18 protein-coding genes and 2 tRNA genes are annotated in these 15,870 nt (G+C 71.3%); 11 read left to right on the top strand and 9 right to left on the bottom strand.

Annotated elements, in window-relative coordinates; genetic code table 11:
• Positions 1 to 51: 51 nt before the first annotated feature.
• The gene (ligA, locus tag JOD60_RS11115; RefSeq protein ID WP_076690673.1) at positions 52 to 2,379 is read left to right on the top strand and encodes an NAD-dependent DNA ligase LigA; all 2,328 of its coding nucleotides are present in this window, start codon (positions 52 to 54) and stop codon (positions 2,377 to 2,379) included.
• Here ligA and JOD60_RS11120 read toward each other — a convergent pair whose 3' ends face one another.
• Entirely contained in the window at positions 2,380 to 4,086 is a 1,707-nt protein-coding gene (locus JOD60_RS11120; RefSeq protein WP_076690674.1) for a long-chain-fatty-acid--CoA ligase, read from the bottom strand.
• Between the two features lie 63 nt (positions 4,087 to 4,149).
• Here JOD60_RS11120 and gatC point away from each other — a divergent pair, with 63 nt between their 5' ends.
• Genes gatC through JOD60_RS11150 form a run of 6 tightly spaced genes read left to right on the top strand, consistent with a single transcriptional unit; the run spans position 4,150 to position 9,745 of the window.
• Complete coding sequence (gatC, locus tag JOD60_RS11125; protein ID WP_076690675.1) at positions 4,150 to 4,449, top strand: Asp-tRNA(Asn)/Glu-tRNA(Gln) amidotransferase subunit GatC; 300 nt, start codon at positions 4,150 to 4,152, stop codon at positions 4,447 to 4,449.
• Positions 4,450 to 4,463: 14 nt separating this feature from the next.
• Positions 4,464 to 5,975 carry an Asp-tRNA(Asn)/Glu-tRNA(Gln) amidotransferase subunit GatA gene (gatA, locus tag JOD60_RS11130; RefSeq protein ID WP_076690676.1) on the top strand — a complete coding sequence of 504 codons (1,512 nt, stop codon included), beginning with the start codon at positions 4,464 to 4,466 and terminating at the stop codon, positions 5,973 to 5,975.
• Positions 5,975 to 7,489 carry an Asp-tRNA(Asn)/Glu-tRNA(Gln) amidotransferase subunit GatB gene (gene gatB / locus JOD60_RS11135; protein WP_076690677.1) on the top strand — a complete coding sequence of 505 codons (1,515 nt, stop codon included), beginning with the start codon at positions 5,975 to 5,977 and terminating at the stop codon, positions 7,487 to 7,489. Before gatA ends, gatB begins: the two co-directional genes overlap by 1 nt.
• Before the next feature lie 58 nt (positions 7,490 to 7,547).
• Positions 7,548 to 8,807 carry a DNA polymerase IV gene (dinB, locus tag JOD60_RS11140; protein WP_076690678.1) on the top strand — a complete coding sequence of 420 codons (1,260 nt, stop codon included), beginning with the start codon at positions 7,548 to 7,550 and terminating at the stop codon, positions 8,805 to 8,807.
• A gap of 52 nt (positions 8,808 to 8,859) precedes the next feature.
• Positions 8,860 to 9,180, top strand: a complete 321-nt coding sequence (locus JOD60_RS11145; RefSeq protein WP_076690679.1) for a hypothetical protein — start codon at positions 8,860 to 8,862, stop codon at positions 9,178 to 9,180.
• Positions 9,164 to 9,745, top strand: a complete 582-nt coding sequence (locus tag JOD60_RS11150) for a nucleoside/nucleotide kinase family protein (RefSeq protein WP_076690680.1) — start codon at positions 9,164 to 9,166, stop codon at positions 9,743 to 9,745. The genes JOD60_RS11145 and JOD60_RS11150 overlap by 17 nt, the downstream gene beginning before the upstream one ends.
• A gap of 6 nt (positions 9,746 to 9,751) precedes the next feature.
• Here the strand turns inward: JOD60_RS11150 and JOD60_RS11155 are convergent, their stop codons facing one another.
• From JOD60_RS11155 to JOD60_RS11180, 6 genes are all read right to left on the bottom strand, one after another.
• Positions 9,752 to 10,252 (bottom strand): DUF2017 family protein, encoded by a 501-nt coding sequence (locus JOD60_RS11155; protein ID WP_076690681.1) that lies wholly within the window; start codon positions 10,250 to 10,252, stop codon positions 9,752 to 9,754.
• Positions 10,249 to 10,533, bottom strand: coding sequence for an ATP-dependent Clp protease adapter ClpS (clpS, locus tag JOD60_RS11160; RefSeq protein WP_076690682.1), 285 nt, complete (start codon positions 10,531 to 10,533; stop codon positions 10,249 to 10,251). The genes JOD60_RS11155 and clpS overlap by 4 nt, the downstream gene beginning before the upstream one ends.
• Positions 10,530 to 10,880, bottom strand: a complete 351-nt coding sequence (locus JOD60_RS11165) for a metallopeptidase family protein (RefSeq protein WP_076690683.1) — start codon at positions 10,878 to 10,880, stop codon at positions 10,530 to 10,532. Before JOD60_RS11165 ends, clpS begins: the two co-directional genes overlap by 4 nt.
• 25 nt (positions 10,881 to 10,905) lie before the next feature.
• Positions 10,906 to 10,981: transfer RNA gene (locus JOD60_RS11170), tRNA-His, on the bottom strand.
• Between the two features lie 34 nt (positions 10,982 to 11,015).
• Positions 11,016 to 11,639 carry an oligoribonuclease gene (orn, locus tag JOD60_RS11175; protein ID WP_076690684.1) on the bottom strand — a complete coding sequence of 208 codons (624 nt, stop codon included), beginning with the start codon at positions 11,637 to 11,639 and terminating at the stop codon, positions 11,016 to 11,018.
• A gap of 76 nt (positions 11,640 to 11,715) precedes the next feature.
• Positions 11,716 to 11,788 (bottom strand) — tRNA-Arg (locus tag JOD60_RS11180).
• A 119-nt stretch (positions 11,789 to 11,907) separates the two neighbouring features.
• Here JOD60_RS11180 and JOD60_RS11185 point away from each other — a divergent pair.
• Complete coding sequence (locus JOD60_RS11185; protein ID WP_076690685.1) at positions 11,908 to 12,117, top strand: methyltransferase; 210 nt, start codon at positions 11,908 to 11,910, stop codon at positions 12,115 to 12,117.
• Positions 12,118 to 12,156: 39 nt separating this feature from the next.
• Here the strand turns inward: JOD60_RS11185 and yczE are convergent, their stop codons facing one another.
• The gene (yczE, locus tag JOD60_RS11190; RefSeq protein ID WP_076690686.1) at positions 12,157 to 12,780 is read right to left on the bottom strand and encodes a membrane protein YczE; all 624 of its coding nucleotides are present in this window, start codon (positions 12,778 to 12,780) and stop codon (positions 12,157 to 12,159) included.
• Between the two features lie 61 nt (positions 12,781 to 12,841).
• Between yczE and yczR the strand changes: the two genes are divergently transcribed.
• Positions 12,842 to 14,251, top strand: coding sequence for a MocR-like transcription factor YczR (gene yczR, locus JOD60_RS11195; protein ID WP_076690687.1), 1,410 nt, complete (start codon positions 12,842 to 12,844; stop codon positions 14,249 to 14,251).
• An 18-nt stretch (positions 14,252 to 14,269) separates the two neighbouring features.
• On the opposite strand, the gene JOD60_RS11200 is transcribed toward yczR, so the two are convergent.
• Positions 14,270 to 14,515 carry a DNA mismatch repair protein gene (locus JOD60_RS11200; RefSeq protein WP_076690688.1) on the bottom strand — a complete coding sequence of 82 codons (246 nt, stop codon included), beginning with the start codon at positions 14,513 to 14,515 and terminating at the stop codon, positions 14,270 to 14,272.
• A 228-nt stretch (positions 14,516 to 14,743) separates the two neighbouring features.
• On the opposite strand from JOD60_RS11200, the gene JOD60_RS11205 reads away from it, so the two are divergent.
• Both JOD60_RS11205 and JOD60_RS11210 read left to right on the top strand, forming a co-directional pair.
• Complete coding sequence (locus JOD60_RS11205) at positions 14,744 to 15,316, top strand: single-stranded DNA-binding protein (protein WP_084201991.1); 573 nt, start codon at positions 14,744 to 14,746, stop codon at positions 15,314 to 15,316.
• Positions 15,317 to 15,365: 49 nt separating this feature from the next.
• Positions 15,366 to 15,854 (top strand): DUF6993 domain-containing protein, encoded by a 489-nt coding sequence (locus JOD60_RS11210; RefSeq protein WP_076690689.1) that lies wholly within the window; start codon positions 15,366 to 15,368, stop codon positions 15,852 to 15,854.
• The last annotated feature ends 16 nt before the right edge of the window (positions 15,855 to 15,870 follow it).

The raw sequence follows: 15,870 nt of genomic DNA on the forward strand, positions 1-15,870 counted from the left end.
TCCGCGCGCAAGCGCCCCGGCGGTGTCGGCACCCCCTCCTAGACTCTCGGTGTGACCGATACTGCAGAGGAGCTTCCCGCGACGCTCGACGAGGCCCGCGCCGCGTCCGACCGGCTCATCGAGCTGATCGTCGGAGCGCGCGAGGCGTACTACGGCCGCGACGCCGAGATCGTCGACGACGCGACGTACGACGGGTGGATGCGCGCCCTCGAGGCGATCGAGCGCGCCTACCCGGAGGTGCAGGGTCAGGACTCGCCGACGCTGTCGGTGGGAGCCGCGCAGGCCTCGATGTTCGCTCCCGTCGAGCACGCGGAGCGGATGCTGAGCCTCGACAACGTCTTCAGTGCCGACGAGCTGCGCGACTGGTGCGTCAAGACGCAGGGGGCCGCGGGACGGGCTGTGCGCTGGCTGCTCGAACTGAAGATCGACGGCCTTGCGATCAACCTCCGCTACGAGAACGGCGTGCTCGTCTCGGCGGCGACACGCGGCGACGGGCGCGTCGGAGAGGACGTGACGGTCAATGCCGTGCAGGTCGCCGGCATCCCCTCGCGGTTGTCCGGCACCGGCCATCCGCCGCTCGTGGAGGTGCGCGGTGAGGTCTATATTCCCGTCGCGGCATTCGATGAATTGAACGCGCTGCAGGCGCGACTGCGCGAGCGCGTCATCGCGGACGGCCTGGCGCGGGGCGGCGACGAGGAGAAGCTCACGCGTAGTGCTGCGCGCCGCTTTCCGGCCTTCGCCAATCCGCGCAACGCCGCCAGCGGCGGGCTGCGCCAGCAGCTGGAGAAGAAGAGCGGGATGGAGTTGGAGGCCGGACGCGCGCGGCTGGACTCGCTGCGCCTGTTCGTGCACGGCATCGGCGCCTGGCCCGCGCCGCCCGTGCAGTCGCAGAGCGAGGTGTACGCACTGCTGGCGGAGTGGGGACTCCCGACGAGCCCGTATTTCCGCACGGCGGACGACATCGACGGCGTGCTCGACTTCGTCACGCACTACGGCGAGCACCGGCACGACGTCGAACACGAGATCGACGGTGTCGTCGTCAAGGTCGACGAGCTCGCCCTGCACGACGAACTCGGGGCGACGAGCCGCGCACCGCGCTGGGCGATCGCCTACAAGTACCCGCCCGAGCAGGTCAACACCAAGCTGCTCGACATCGTGGTGTCGGTCGGGCGGACCGGCCGCGCGACGCCGTTCGCGGTGATGGCGCCCGCGCGGGTCGCGGGCTCGGTGGTGCGGCAGGCGACCCTCCACAATCAGGAGGTCGTCGTCGCCAAGGGCGTGCTCATCGGCGACACCGTCGTGCTGCGGAAGGCCGGCGACGTCATCCCCGAGGTGCTCGGCCCGGTGGTCGAGCTGCGCGACGGCAGCGAGCGCGCGTTCGTCATGCCGACGCAGTGCCCCGAGTGCGGAGCCACCCTCGCGCCCGCGAAAGAGGGCGACATCGACCTGCGCTGCCCCAACACGCGGACGTGCCCCGCCCAGGTGCGCGGACGTGTCGAGCACATCGGCTCGCGCGGGGCGCTCGACATCGAGGCGCTCGGCGAGGTCACCGCCGCCGCGCTCACCCAGCCGACCGTGCGGGCGGAGCCGCCGCTGCGCACCGAGGCGGGGCTGTTCGACCTCACGCTCGACGAACTCGTCCCGATCGAGGTCGTCGTGCGCGACGCCGAGACGGGCGAGCCCAAGCTCGACGAGCAGAGCGGCGAGCCGGTGACCCGCGCGCCGTTCCGCCGTCAGCCGTCCCCGGCCGAGAAGAAGGAGGGCCTCACCGGCCCGCAGCCCTCCGCGCAGGCGCTGACGCTCATCGAAGAACTCGAGAAGGCGAAGACGAAGGACCTCTGGCGCTTCCTCGTGGCCCTCAGCATCCGTCACGTCGGCCCCGTCGCGGCGCGCGCGCTGGCCCAGTGGTTCGGGTCGATGGCCGCGATCCGCGCCGCGAGCCGCGAGGAGCTGGCGGCGGTGGAAGGCGTCGGCGGGATCATCGCCGACTCGCTCCTGGAATGGTTCGAGGTCGACTGGCATCGCGAGATCGTCGAGCGCTGGGAGGCCGCGGGCGCGCGGCTGGAGATCCCCGGACACCCCGGTCCCGGCGCGGCTGCCGCCGCGGGCGGCGTGCTGGAGGGCGTCACCGTCGTCGCGACCGGCTCGCTCGAGGGCTACACCCGGGAGGGGGCGCAGGAGGCGATCATCGCCGCCGGCGGCAAGGCCGCCTCCAGCGTCTCGAAGAAGACCGACTTCGTCGCAGCGGGCCCGGGTGCGGGTTCGAAGCTCGGTAAGGCCGAAGAGCTCGGCATCCGCATCATCGACGCCGCGCAGTTCCGCCTCCTCGTCGAGCAGGGTCCCGCCGCGCTCGATGCGCTCGACCCCGACGCGGGGTGATCACTCCGACGGCTGGGTGAGCTGCAGCAGCGACTCGCGGACCTGGCGGCGCAGCACCTTGCCGATGAGCGATGTCGGCAGCTCATCGACGACGAAGATGCGCCGCGGCACCTTGTACGGGGTGAGGATGCTGCGCGCGAACTCCCGGATGCCCTCGACGTCGGCATCCTTCGCCTCGGGGTCGAGGACGACGGCCGCGACGACCTCCTCGCCGGAGTGGTCGCTCGGCAGGCCCACGACGGCGGCGTCGATGACGTCCGGGTGCTGGCGCAGCGCGTTCTCGACCTCCGTCGGCGCGACGTTGAAGCCGCCGGTGATGATGAGCTCCTTGATGCGGTCGACGATGCGGACGAACCCGTCCTCGTCGATCTGCACGATGTCGCCGGTGCGGAACCAGCCGTCGGCGAACACCTCCTCGGTCGCCTCGGGCTTGCCGTAATACCCCTGGAACACCTGCGGACCGCGGACGACGAGCTCCCCGCGCTCACCTGCCGGGACGTCTACCGTGGGGTCGTCGGGGTCGACGACACGGCACTCGGTGCCCGGCAGGGGTAGGCCGACCGTGCCCGGCTTCCGGTTCTCGGCGACGGGGTTGGCCATGAGCACGGGGGAGCACTCCGACAGACCGTAGCCCTCGACGAGGTAGCCGCCGGAGGCCTCCTCGAACGGCACGACGAGATCGTGCGGGAGCGTCATGGCGCCGGAGATCGCGACTTCGGTGCCGGCGAGCGACACCCCCTCGGCCCGTGCCGCCTTCAGCAGTCGGTCGGCGATCGGCGGGACGAGCGGGAGAAACGTCGCCGGGTGCTTCTTCGTGACCTCGAGCACCATGGCGGGCTCGAACCGGGGGAACAGGACGAGTCGCGCGCCCATCGACATCGCGAACGTGAGGCACAGCGTGAGCCCGTACGCGTGGAACATCGGCAGCACGGCGTACACGACGCAACCCTTGCCGCGTTGGATCTGCGGCACCCACGCCTGCGCCTGCCTGGCGTTGGACAGCAGGTTGCGATGCGTCAGCACCGCGCCCTTGGGCGTTCCGGTGGTACCGCTCGTGTACTGGATGATCGCGACGTCGTCGGTGGCAGGCCCCGGGAAGGATGCCGGCAGCGCCGGCGCCTGCAGCAGCTTCTCCCACGCGATCGCGCCGCGCGTCCGCTCGGTGAGCGCCTCACGCGAGGCGCGCGCCTTCGCGATCGGCAGCCGCAGGGCGAACCGCAGCGTCGCGGGCATCGCCTTCGTGACGTCGACGGCGATCAGGTTCGTCACCGCGAGGTCCGCAGGGAACTCCTGGACCGTCGCGACGACCTTGCTCCACACGATCGCGGTCTTCGCGCCGTGGTCCTCGAACTGCTTGCGCAGCTCCCGCGGCGTGTAGAGCGGATTGTGCTCGACCGCGATCGCACCGAGGCGCAGGATCGCGTAGAACGCGATGATGTGCTGCGGGCAGTTGGGGAGGACGATCGCGACGGTGTCGCCCTTGCCGACGCCGAGAGCGCGCAGGCCCGCGGCGGCGTGCTCGACGGCATCCGTCAGCGCGCGATACGTCGTCTCCCGCCCGAAGACCTGAAGGGCGGGCGCCTCGGGATAGTCGCGCGCCGATGCCGCCACGATGTCCAGCAGATTGCCTCCGACGGGCTCCAGGTCGGCGGGGACGCCCTCCGCGTAGCTGGCGATCCAGGGGCGGGGCGGCTCGTACGTCGTCACGCGCTCAGCCTAGAGCCGATCCCGCGCCGCAGAGCCTCGACTGCGGCCGTCTAGAATCGACGGGTGTCTGAAATCACCCCTGAACTCGTGCGCCATCTCGGCGTGCTGGCCCGGATTCAGCTCGACGACGACGAGGTGCAGCGCCTGACCGGGCAGCTCTCCGTCATCGTCGACAACATCGCGAAGGTGTCGGAGGTCGCGACTCCCGACGTGCCCGCGACGAGCCACCCGATTCCGCTGGCGAACGTCTTCCGCCCCGACGTCGTCGGCGACATGCTGACCGTCGAGCAGGTGCTGCAGAACGCTCCGGATGCCGCGGAGGGCCGTTTCCGGGTGACCGCGATCCTCGGTGAAGAGCAATGAGGGCCGGAGGAGCAGTGACCGATCTCACGCGCCTGAGCGCCGCTGACCTCGCCGCGAAGCTCGCCGCCGGCGAGGTGTCCAGCGTCGAGGCGACGCAGGCGCACCTCGATCGCATCGCCGCCGTCGACGGCGACGTCCACGCCTACCTGCACGTCAGCGACCACGCGCTCGACGTCGCCCAGGACATCGACCGGCGCCGTGCCGCCGGTGAACAGCTCGGGGAGCTCGCCGGCGTTCCGCTCGCGATCAAGGACGTGCTCGTCACGACCGACATGCCCTCCACGAGCGGGTCCAAGATCCTCGAAGGCTTCATGTCGCCCTACGACGCCACCGTCGTCGCTCGTGCGCGCGCCGCGGGACTGGTTCCTCTCGGGAAGACCAATATGGACGAGTTCGCCATGGGGTCCTCGACGGAGCACTCCGCGTACGGCCCGACCCGCAACCCGTGGGATCTCGAACGCATCCCGGGTGGGTCCGGCGGCGGGTCCGCCGCGGCCGTCGCCGCGTTCGAGGCGCCCATCGCGCTCGGGTCCGACACCGGCGGATCGATCCGTCAGCCCGCGCACGTCACCGGCACCGTCGGCATGAAGCCGACCTATGGCGGCGTGAGCCGCTACGGCGCGATCGCGCTGGCCTCCTCGCTCGACCAGGTCGGCCCGGTCTCGCGCACCGTGCTCGACTCGGCGCTGCTGCACGACGTCATCGCCGGGCACGACCCGCACGACGCGACGTCGCTGACCGACGCCTGGCCGTCGTTCGCCGCCGCGGCCCGAGAAGGCGCGACCGGCGAAGGGCTGAAGGGCCTCAAGGTCGGCGTCATCCGCGAACTGCCCGACAGCGGCTTCCAGGCGGGAGTCGCGGCATCCTTCCGTGCCTCCCTTGCCCTCCTCGAGGCCCAGGGGGCCGAGATCGTGGAGATCAGCGCGCCGCACTTCGAGTACGGCGTCGCCGCGTACTACCTGATCCTGCCCGCCGAGGCGTCGAGCAACCTCGCGAAGTTCGACTCGGTGCGCTTCGGCCTGCGCGTCGACGTCCCCGGCGGCACCGTCGAAGACGTCATGGCGCGCTCGCGCGATGTCGGCTTCGGCGACGAGGTCAAGCGCCGCATCATCCTCGGCACCTACGCGCTGTCCGCGGGCTACTACGACGCGTACTACGGCAGCGCGCAGAAGGTCCGCACGCTCATTCAGCGCGACTTCGACGCGGCGTTCGCGCAGGTCGACGTCATCGCGACGCCGTCCGCGCCCACGACCGCGTTCCGCCTGGGGGAGAAGATCGACGACCCGATCCAGATGTACCTCAACGATGTGACGACGATCCCGGTGAACCTCGCCGGTGTCCCGGGGATCTCGGTCCCGTCGGGCCTCGCCGAGGAGGACGGGCTGCCCGTCGGCATCCAGTTCGTCGCGCCGGCTCGTGAAGACGCGCGCCTGTATCGCGTCGGCGCCGCACTCGAGACGCTGCTCATCGACTCGTGGGGCGGCCCGCTGCTGGACCGCGCGCCCGCGCTGGGAGGGAACCGCTGATGGCCAAGGCCGCCCTGATGGACTTCGACAAGGCCCTCGAGCTGTTCGAGCCGGTGCTCGGCTTCGAGGTGCACGTCGAGCTCAACACCGAGACCAAGATGTTCTCTCCCGCAGGGAACCCCGCGAACGAGCGCAATCACGGCGCCGCGCCCAACACGCTCGTCGCGCCCGTCGACATGGGCCTGCCGGGATCGCTGCCGGTCGTCAACGAGACGGCCGTGCGCTACTCGATCTCGCTGGGTCTCGCGCTCGGCTGCTCGATCGCGCCGTCGAGCCGCTTCGCGCGCAAGAACTACTTCTACCCCGATCTCGGCAAGAACTATCAGATCAGCCAGTACGACGAGCCGATCGCGTTCGAGGGCCAGATCCAGGTCGAGCTCACCGACGGCACGACCTTCGAGGTGCCGATCGAGCGCGCGCACATGGAGGAGGATGCCGGCAAGCTGACGCACGTCGGCGGCGCCACCGGCCGCATCCAGGGCGCCGAGTACTCGCTCGTCGACTACAACCGCGCCGGCGTGCCGCTCGTCGAGATCGTCACGAAGCCGATCTTCGGCGCCGAGCACCGCGCGCCCGAGCTCGCGGCCGCCTATGTGCGGGCGATCCGCGACATCGTCATCGGTCTCGGCATCTCCGAGGCGCGCATGGAGCGCGGCAACCTCCGCTGCGACGCCAACGTGTCGCTGCGGCCGCGCGGTCAGGAGAAGCTCGGCACCCGCACCGAGACGAAGAACGTCAACTCGATGCGATCGGTCGAGCGGGCGGTGCGGTACGAGATCCAGCGCCAGGCCGCGATCCTCGCCGACGGTGGCACCATCACGCAGGAGACCCGCCACTGGCACGAGGACACCGGAACGACCTCGCCCGGCCGTCCCAAGTCGGATGCCGACGACTACCGCTACTTCCCGGAGCCCGACCTGCTGCCCGTCGCGCCATCGGCTGAGCTCATCGAGAGTCTGCGCGCCGCGCTGCCCGAACCGCCCGCCGTGCGCCGCAGGCGCCTGAAGACGGACTGGGGCTTCACCGACCTGGAGTTCCAGGATGTCGTCAACGGCGGGCTCCTCGCCGAGATCGAGGCGACGGTCGCCGCCGGCGCGCCGCCGGCCGCGGCGCGCAAGTGGTGGACGGGCGAGATCAGTCGCATCGCGAACGCCCAGGGTGTGGAGGCGAGCTCGCTGGTCGAGCCGGCATCCGTCGCCGCCCTGCAGCGCCTCGTCGACGCGGGCACGCTCACCGACAAGCTCGCGCGTCAGGTGCTCGAGGGCGTCATCGCCGGTGAGGGCACGCCGCAGGAGGTCGTGGACGCCCGCGGGCTCGCGGTCGTCTCGGACGACGGCGCCCTCATCGCCGCGATCGACGAGGCCCTCGCGGCGCAGCCGGACGTGCTGGCGAAGATCCGCGACGGCAAGGTGCAGGCCGCCGGCGCCGTCATCGGTGCGGTCATGAAGGCGATGCGCGGTCAGGCCGACGCCGCCCGCGTCCGCGAGCTCGTCCTGGAGCGCGCCGCCGGCTGACCGGCTCGCTCCCCGCGAGGGGCGCGCCGGTGTCGGCGGGTCGGGGGAGGATGGAGGCATGGGGCGAGGAGACGGCAGCGGGCGGATGGTCTCGCCCGACGATGCCGACGACACCGGCACCCGCATCCTCCACGTCGACATGGACGCGTTCTACGCGTCGGTCGCGGTGCTCGACGACCCGTCGCTGGCCGGCAAGCCGCTCATCGTCGGCGGCATGGAGGGGCGCGGCGTCGTCTCCAGCGCCTCCTACGAGGCGCGGCGCTACGGCGTGCGCTCGGCGATGTCCGTCCAGGTCGCGCTGCGGCTGTGCCCGCACGCGACCGTCGTCGTGCCGCACTTCGAGCGATACGCGGCCCTCTCCCGACAGGTCATGGGGATCTTCCACGACATCACGCCGCTCGTCGAGCCGCTGTCGATCGACGAAGCGTTCCTCGACGTCTCCGGTGCGCGCCGGCTCTGGGGCACGCCGGGACAGATCGCACGGATGCTGCGGACGAGGGTGAAAGCCGAGACCGGTCTCGTGTGCAGCGTCGGCGTCGCCGCGACCAAGCACGTCGCGAAGATCGCCTCGACGCGCGCGAAGCCCGACGGGATGCTGATCGTCAGCGCGCCCGACACGGCCTCGTTCCTCGCCGCGCTGCCGGTCTCAGCGCTCTGGGGCGTCGGGCCGAAAGCGGCCGAGTCGCTGGAGAATCGCGGCATCCGTCTCGTCGCCGACATCCTGGCGTCCCCCCGCAGCGTCATCGAACGAGCCCTCGGCCCCGCCGGCGGCGAGCGGGTGTGGCAGCTGGCGCACGGCGTGGATCCGCGCAGCGTGGAGACCGACCGGGTGGAGAAGAGCATCGGGCACGAGGAGACCTTCCTGCACGACATCGCCGACCCGACGGTGCTCCGCAGCGAGTTGCGGCGGCTCTCCGACCGGGTCGCCGCGCGGCTGCGCGACGGCGGGTTTCGGGCGCGGACGATCGCGTTGAAGCTGCGGTACGCCGATTTCACGACACTGAGCCGGGCGTCGAGCCTTCCCGAGCCCACGGACGTCGGGCAGCGCATCGGCGACGTCGCGATCGGCCTGTTCGAGGCGCTGCAGCTGACGCAGCCGGTGCGACTGATCGGTGTGCGCGCGGAGAAGCTGCAGCATGCCGGTGGCGGGCTCATGCCGCTCTGGGACGACGATGCCGAGTGGCGACGGGTCGACGCCGCGCTCGACGACGCACGTGAGCGGTTCGGCGCGGGAGCGGTCAGGCGGGCCAGCGTGCTCGGTCCACGCCGCGACGTGAACGCACTGCCCACGAACCCGCGCGTGCCGCGCACCGAGTGACAGCGCAGCCGCCCGCCTACCCGGCGGCGACGCGGCGCACTACGGTGGAGGCATGCCCAACCTCGCACTTGAACTCGGTAAGCAGGCCGCGTCCCTCGGCGTCAGCAGCGTCTACGGCGAACAGCAGGACGTCGACGGCATCCGTCTGGTTCCCGTCGCCCTCTCCTGGTCGGGCTTCGGCGCCGGTGAGGACGAGGACCGCGGCAGCGGCGGCGGTGGCGGCGGATTCGCCGTGCCCCTGGGCGCCTACATCCGCAAGGGCGACGACCTGAGGTTCGAGCCGAACCTGGTGTCGCTGGTGGCGGTGGCGATCCCATTCGTGTGGGTCGCCGGCCGCGCGCTCAGTCGCGTCATCCGTGCCCTTAAGCGCTGACGATCCGGTCGCGACGGCGCTGCGCGACGCGGCGACCGCTGCGCTGGCGCAGGCGAGCGCCGCGCTGTCGTCTCCCGCCGCGCCGGTCGTCCTCCTCGACGGCCGCTCCGGGGCGGGCAAGACCACGCTGGCGGCATTGATCGCCGCGGACTGGCCCGGCCCGGTCCGCGTCGTGGCCCTCGACGACATCTACCCAGGGTGGGACGGCCTCGCGCAGGGAGCAGAGACCGCCCGAGAGGAGATCCTCGCGCCGCATCGCGCGGGACGTACGGCCCGATGGCGGCGGTGGGACTGGTCCGCGCAGCGGCACGGAGAGTCGGATGCCGTGGGGCCGGGCACCGGGCTCATCGTCGAGGGATCCGGGGTGCTGACCCCGGCATCGGCGGCTCTGGCAGATGTCCGCATCTGGCTGGAGTCGCCAGCCGGCTCTCGCCGAGAGCGGGCCTTGCGCCGCGACGGCGACACGTACCGGCCGCACTGGGAGCGTTGGGCCGCGCAAGAGGACACCCATCTCGCCCTCGACCACCCGCGCCACTGGGCGACGCTCGTGGCGGAGGTCCCCTAGGGCGTCTCAGCCTTCGAGCGCCTGCAGCAGTCCCTCGAGACGGTAGCCCAGCCAGTCGTAGACCCCGAAGCGGGGATCGTCGGGATCGTGGTCGTCTTCGGAGGCGATCCCCAGCCTCGACGCGAGCACGAGGCGCAGCGAGGCGAGCGTGCGTAGCCACGCCGATGCCGCGTCGTCGTCGAGTTCGATCACCATCGCCGTCTCGGCGTCCACGCGGTCGAGGGCACCGGGGCGCAGGGTGCGGCCGTCGCGCAGCAGACTCGTCGTCACGGTGGCGACGTCGGCGCGACGCCGGTCGAGGAGATCGTCCTGCGTCAGGCGCCGGAACTCGCCGGACGCGGTGGCATCGTCGGCGTAGGCGTCGGGAACCAGGCGCGCGAGCGCCGGGTCGGTCCGGGGATCCGTGTCGAGGGTGGTGTCGAGCAGTTCGGCGAACTGGGCGACGAGGTCGGTCAGGTGGGCGGCTTCGAGGAGCGAGATCTCCATCAGCACGGTGCGGCCGGTCATTGCGGTCCTTTCCGGACGGTGGCCCACAGGCCGTAGTCGTGCATCGCCTGCACGTGGAGTTCCATCTGCTCCCGGGCCCCCTCCGCGACGACGGCGTGGCCCTCGTGGTGAACCGCCAGCATGAGGCGATGGGCACGTTCGGGCGAGAATCCGAAGTAGGTGCGGAAGACATGCACCACGTAGCTCATGAGGTTCACCGGATCGTTCCAGACGACCGTCTGCCAGGGCGCGTCGGCCGACTGCTGCTCGTTCAGACGGACGTCTTCGAGGGGGAGTGTCATGCCCAGCCCAGCTCGTGCAGACGCTGGTCGTCGATGCCGTAGAAGTGCGCGATCTCGTGCACGAGCGTCGTGTGCACCTCGTCGCGCAGCTCAGCCACGGTCTCGCACGCGTGCAGGTGCGGCTCCCGGTACACGATGATGCGGTCGGGCAGTTCGCCGATGCCGTAGCGGTCGCGCTCGGTGAGCGCGAGACCGTCGTAGAGGCCCAGCAGGTCCAGCGAGCCGTCCTCGGGCCGGTCCTCGACGACGAACACGACGTTGTCGAGGCCGTCGACCATGTCGTCCGGAAGGAGATCGAGCTCGTCCTCCACCAGATCGCCGAACGTGTCGGCATCCATCTGGATCATGCGGACCTCCGTACCGGGGAGGAAGTGGGGTGGCTAACGGGGCTTGAACCCGCGACCCCCGCGACCACAACGCGGTGCTCTACCAACTGAGCTATAGCCACCATGTGCCCGTTCCCGGGCAACCACACGATTGTATTACAGTCCCGGGGCATACGATGACACGGCCGACGCCGCGGCCTCCCGCGCCGCGTCGCTGGTGGGTCCGGGGGCGGCGACGAACACGGTCTCGCGGTAGTAGGCGAGCTCGCGGATCGACTCGCGGATGTCGGCGAGGGCGCGGTGGCCGCCGTCTTTCGCGGGGGCGTTGAAGTACGCGCGCGGGTACCAGCGCCGCGACAGCTCTTTGACGCTGGACACGTCGACGTTGCGGTAGTGCAGCCACCGGTCGACCCGGGGCATGTACTTGGCGAGGAACATCCGGTCGGTGCCGATGGTGTTTCCCGCCAGTGGCGCCTTGCCCTCCGGGACGAACCGCTGGATGTACTCGAGCGCCTCGAACTCCGCCTCGGCGAGAGACACGCCGTAGGGGATCTCAGCCAGCAGGCCCGAGGTCTCGTGCATCTTCGTGACGAAGTCGTTCATGTTCGCCAGCGCGGACGGATCGGGCTTGATGACGATCTGGAAGCCGGGATCGAGCACGTTCAGGTCGAAATCGGTGACGACGATCGCGATCTCGACGAGTTCATCGACCGAGAGATCGAGCCCCGTCATCTCGCAGTCGATCCAGACGAGACGGTCGTTCTCCGCGGCGTGCACCATGTCCTTCATCCTAACGAGCGGGTCCGACGCACCGATCTGCGTGCGTGCCGGCCCGCGCCCGCGGGTGGGGAAAGAGTCCCTCCAGGAGGATTCGAACCCCCGACCTGGCGGGTAGAAACCGCTCGCTCTGTCCACTGAGCTATGGAGGGTGAAGGGAACCTCTCTACCGTAGCGTCTCGGCGCCGCGACGCGCACGGCGATCCGACCCGGATGCTGGCGCGCACGCGGCGGGAGGCGTAGCGTCGGCAACGACGAAAGGAATCTCGCCATGAGCACCGCATCGTCCACGCTCTGGGTCGCGTACGGGGCCGAAGGAAACGTCGTCGGCACGGTCCGCAAGACCGACGAGGGATACACCTCCACGATCGCCGGCGCGTCCGAGAGCATCGGCACGTACCCCACGATGGATATCGCCAAGAACGCCCTGCACGGTCACCTTCCGCCGGGATCGGACTGGCCGCAGTTCCGCGAGCACTGACTCCTCGAGTCGGCGCAGCGCGTCCGCTCCGCTCGGGTGTCAGGCCGCGACGGGCTCGGCATCCGTGTCGCGGTGCGGAACGCGCCGCCCGCTGCGACGGTCGAACAGCGGCAGGGCGAGGTGCACGAGTGGTCCGATCGCTGCGGCGAAGAGCACCGTTCCGATCCCCACCGTGCCGCCGAGCAGCCAGCCCGCGATGAGCACCGTGGCCTCCACGCTGAGCCGGCACGCCCAGATCGGCCAGCCGAATCGTGCGTGCAGACCTGTCATGAGTCCGTCGCGCGGCCCTGGGCCGAAACGCGCACCGATGTAGAGCCCCGAGGCGATGGCCACCATCACCATGCCGCCGACGAACACCAGCAGTTCCCAGACGAACCCGCTGACCGGCGGAACCACGGCGAGGGTCGCCTGCATGCTCGTCCCGACGAGCAGGATGTTCGCCACGGTCCCCACGCCCGGGCGCTGGCGCAGCGGGATCCACAGCAGCAGCACGAGGAATCCGACGATGTTGGTGATCCATCCGATCCCGACTCCGGTCTGCAGCGACAGGCCCTGGGCGAACACGGTCCACGGATCGAGCCCGATGCCGGCGCGCACCATGACCGCGCAGCCGGCGCCGTAGAACACCAGCCCGATCAGCAGTTGGGCGATCCGCAATGTCATGTTCCCATTTCACCGCATGATTGGCATGCGCGTTCCAGTCCAATTCCACTATCGTGGCCGGATGGACTCCCGAATCGGCGCGCGGGCCCTGGCGGCGGCACTCGGCGGCTGGCGCACGCGCGAACCCGCGTATGAGGCGCTGGCCGACGGCATCCGCCTGCTGTGCCTCGACAATCGCCTCGCTGTGCGCACACTCCTGCCGGCCGAGCGCGAGCTCGCCGCCGTGCTGGGACTCAGCCGTACGACGGTCGCGACCGCCTACCGGAGCCTCCGCGACAGCGGACACATCCAGAGCCTGCGCGGATCGGGCAGTGTGACGCTGCCGCGACCGCAGCGCGAGGGCCGCGTCAGCGTGTCGGGGGACGCGATCGATCTGCAGCAGGCGAGTCCCTCGGCGTGGCCGGGTCTTGCGGGGGTGATGAGCGAGGTGGCGACGGATGCCGCGACGCTCGTCGCGCGCGCCGGCTACGACATCCGAGGCTCCCTCCCGCTGCGGAGCGCCATCGCCGAGCGCTACACGGCGCTCGGCGTGCCCACCGGCGCCGAGCACGTCATGGTGACCTCCGGAGCGCAGGCAGCGATCCGGCTGCTGGCCGAGACCCTGCTGCGCCGCGGCGACCGCGCGCTGATCGAGACCCCGACATACCCGCACGCGGCCGAAGCGCTGCGCGCCGCGGGGGCGCGGCTGGTCGGCGTGCCGGTCACGACGACCGCGGGTTGGGACGTCGACCGTGCGACTCAGGCGTTCGCCCGCACGACCCCGGCTCTGGCATACCTGATGCCGCGGTTCCAGAATCCCACGGGGCGCACGATGACGGGGGAAGAGGAGGCAGCGTTCGCCGACGCGGGCCGGCGGGCCGGCACGACTTTGGTGATCGACGAGACGACGGGCGAGCTCGCCATCGACGCCGCGGTAGGGCCGGCGTTCACGACGGCAGATGTCGTGCGCGTCGGATCGCTCGGCAAGACGGTGTGGGGCGGGCTGCGGGTGGGATGGATCCGGGCCGACGAGGAGCTCGTTCACCGCCTCGTGGCCGCGCGCCCCTCTCGCGACCTCGGCACCCCGGAGTTCGAGCAAGCGGTCGCTGCGCGGCTGATCGAGCGCATGCCGGAGATCCTGCGGCAGCGGTCGGCGCTGCTGCGACAGGGCCGCGACACGCTGACCGCCGCGCTGTCGTCGCAGCTGCCGGCCTGGCGGATCCCGGAGGTCGCCGGCGGCGTCGCGCTGTGGGTCGAACTCGACGCGCCGCTGAGTTCGGGTCTGGTGCTGGCGGCGCGCGGTCACGGCGTCTATCTGTCGGCCGGCTCGCGGTTCGGGGTCGATTCCGTGCACGATCGTCATCTGCGCATCCCGTTCACCGCGCCCGCGGTCGAACTGCACCGGGCCGTGACGGTGCTGGCCCGCGTCTGGCCGACCGTCCGTTCCGCGGCACCGGAGAGCGCGAGGGACCTGCTCGAGGCGGTCGTCTGACCCTCTGAGAGCCTCGGGTCAGCGCAGGTGCCGCAGGCACTCGACCGCCTCGTGCGCGTTCCAGAACGACCCGATCGGACGCATGCGTGCCGCGGCAAGGTCGAAGCGTTCGGCGCGAAACCGGATGCCGGCGGCGACCGTGTCGGCACGGAGGTGCCCGATCACGACGCCGCGCCGATCGAGCACGCGCCAGCGCCGCGCGGAGACCGGCAGCAAGCGGACGCCGCGGACAGCGGGGGTGGGGATATCGGTGACGGTGGTCATGGTTGCCTCCCGATACGACGCTAGTGACGGCCTCCGACATCTCAGGCGCGGTCATCACCCTCTCCCCAGCTCGCCAATCGTGCGATCCGTCCACAGATCGCGCCGCGCGCGTCCCACGGCGCGGCCGGGCGGCGCATGCTGGCTGTGCTCCGGCACCCGGCGGGCACGAACACTCGGGTGCCGGAGCGGGCGCGGACCGTCCGCACCGATCAGAGAGAGGAATTCGACATGACCGACCACATCACCGTCATCGGCAACATCGCATCCGTCCCGGAGCGCCGGGAGCTGCCCGGCGGCGGCATCGCCGTCGGCTTCCGGCTGGCCTCCACCCAGCGTCGCCTGGACGGCGGGCAATGGGTCGACGTCCACACCAACTGGTACTCCGTGTCGGCGTACCGCAAGCTCGCCGAGCACGCGCTGAGCTCGCTGGAGAAGGGGCAGCGCGTGATCGTCACCGGGCGCTTCCGCGTCAAGCAGTGGGAGTCGGGCGGCAAGTCGGGCTCGGCGGCGGAGATCGACGCGGATGGACTCGGGCCGGACCTGATGTTCGGCACGACGACCTTCCACCGCAGCGCGGCGCCCGCCGAGGCGGGACCCGCTCCGGCGACGGACGCGTGGGCCACGGCGACCCCCGGCGAGTCCGGCGGCCCGGGCGTGGCGGCGTCGACCGCGCTGAACGAGCCGTCGGCCACCCCGAGCGAGGTGCCGGCCCCCTCGGCCGCGCCCGACGGGCAGCAGGAGCGCGAGCTCGTTCCCGCCGGGGCGTGGACACCGCCGATGGAGGACACCACGCCGTTCTGAGCGCGAGGGCGCCGCGGGTCCCCACCGGCGGGCCGCCTAGACTCGACGGGTGCGACGTATCGACCACCGCCCGCGCTGGGGACTCGCGGCGGCGGGCGCCATCCTGGCCATCGCCCTCGCCGGCTGCACGCCGGGACCGGTGCCCCCACCGGCATCCTCGTCACCGAGCTCGCCGTCGCCCACCGCGACGCCGACGCCCACCGGACCCGTGCTGGTGCCCGACGGCACCGCCGCGGACAACCTCCCGCTCTTCGCGGCGATCGTGAACCAGGTCGCGGCGACCGATCGGGCGGTGCAGGGGCGGGCGTACATCGACGCCCTGGTGGCGGCGGGCTTCGACAAGGCCGACATGGAGGTCACGCAGGACCTCACGACGGTGGGCAACCCCGCCGACGCGATCCAGTTCTCGGTGCGGTGGGACGGCGAATGCCTTGTGGGCCAGGTCGGACCCTCCACCCCGGCACCGACGGCCCTGGTGCTGCCCGAGGTGCCCGGCGGCACGTGCCTGATCGGTCAGACACGCCCCATCGACTGGTGACGAGCGCCTGGGACGC

Source organism: Microbacterium aurum (assembly GCF_016907815.1).
Taxonomy (GTDB): Bacteria; Actinomycetota; Actinomycetes; order Actinomycetales; family Microbacteriaceae; genus Microbacterium; species Microbacterium aurum.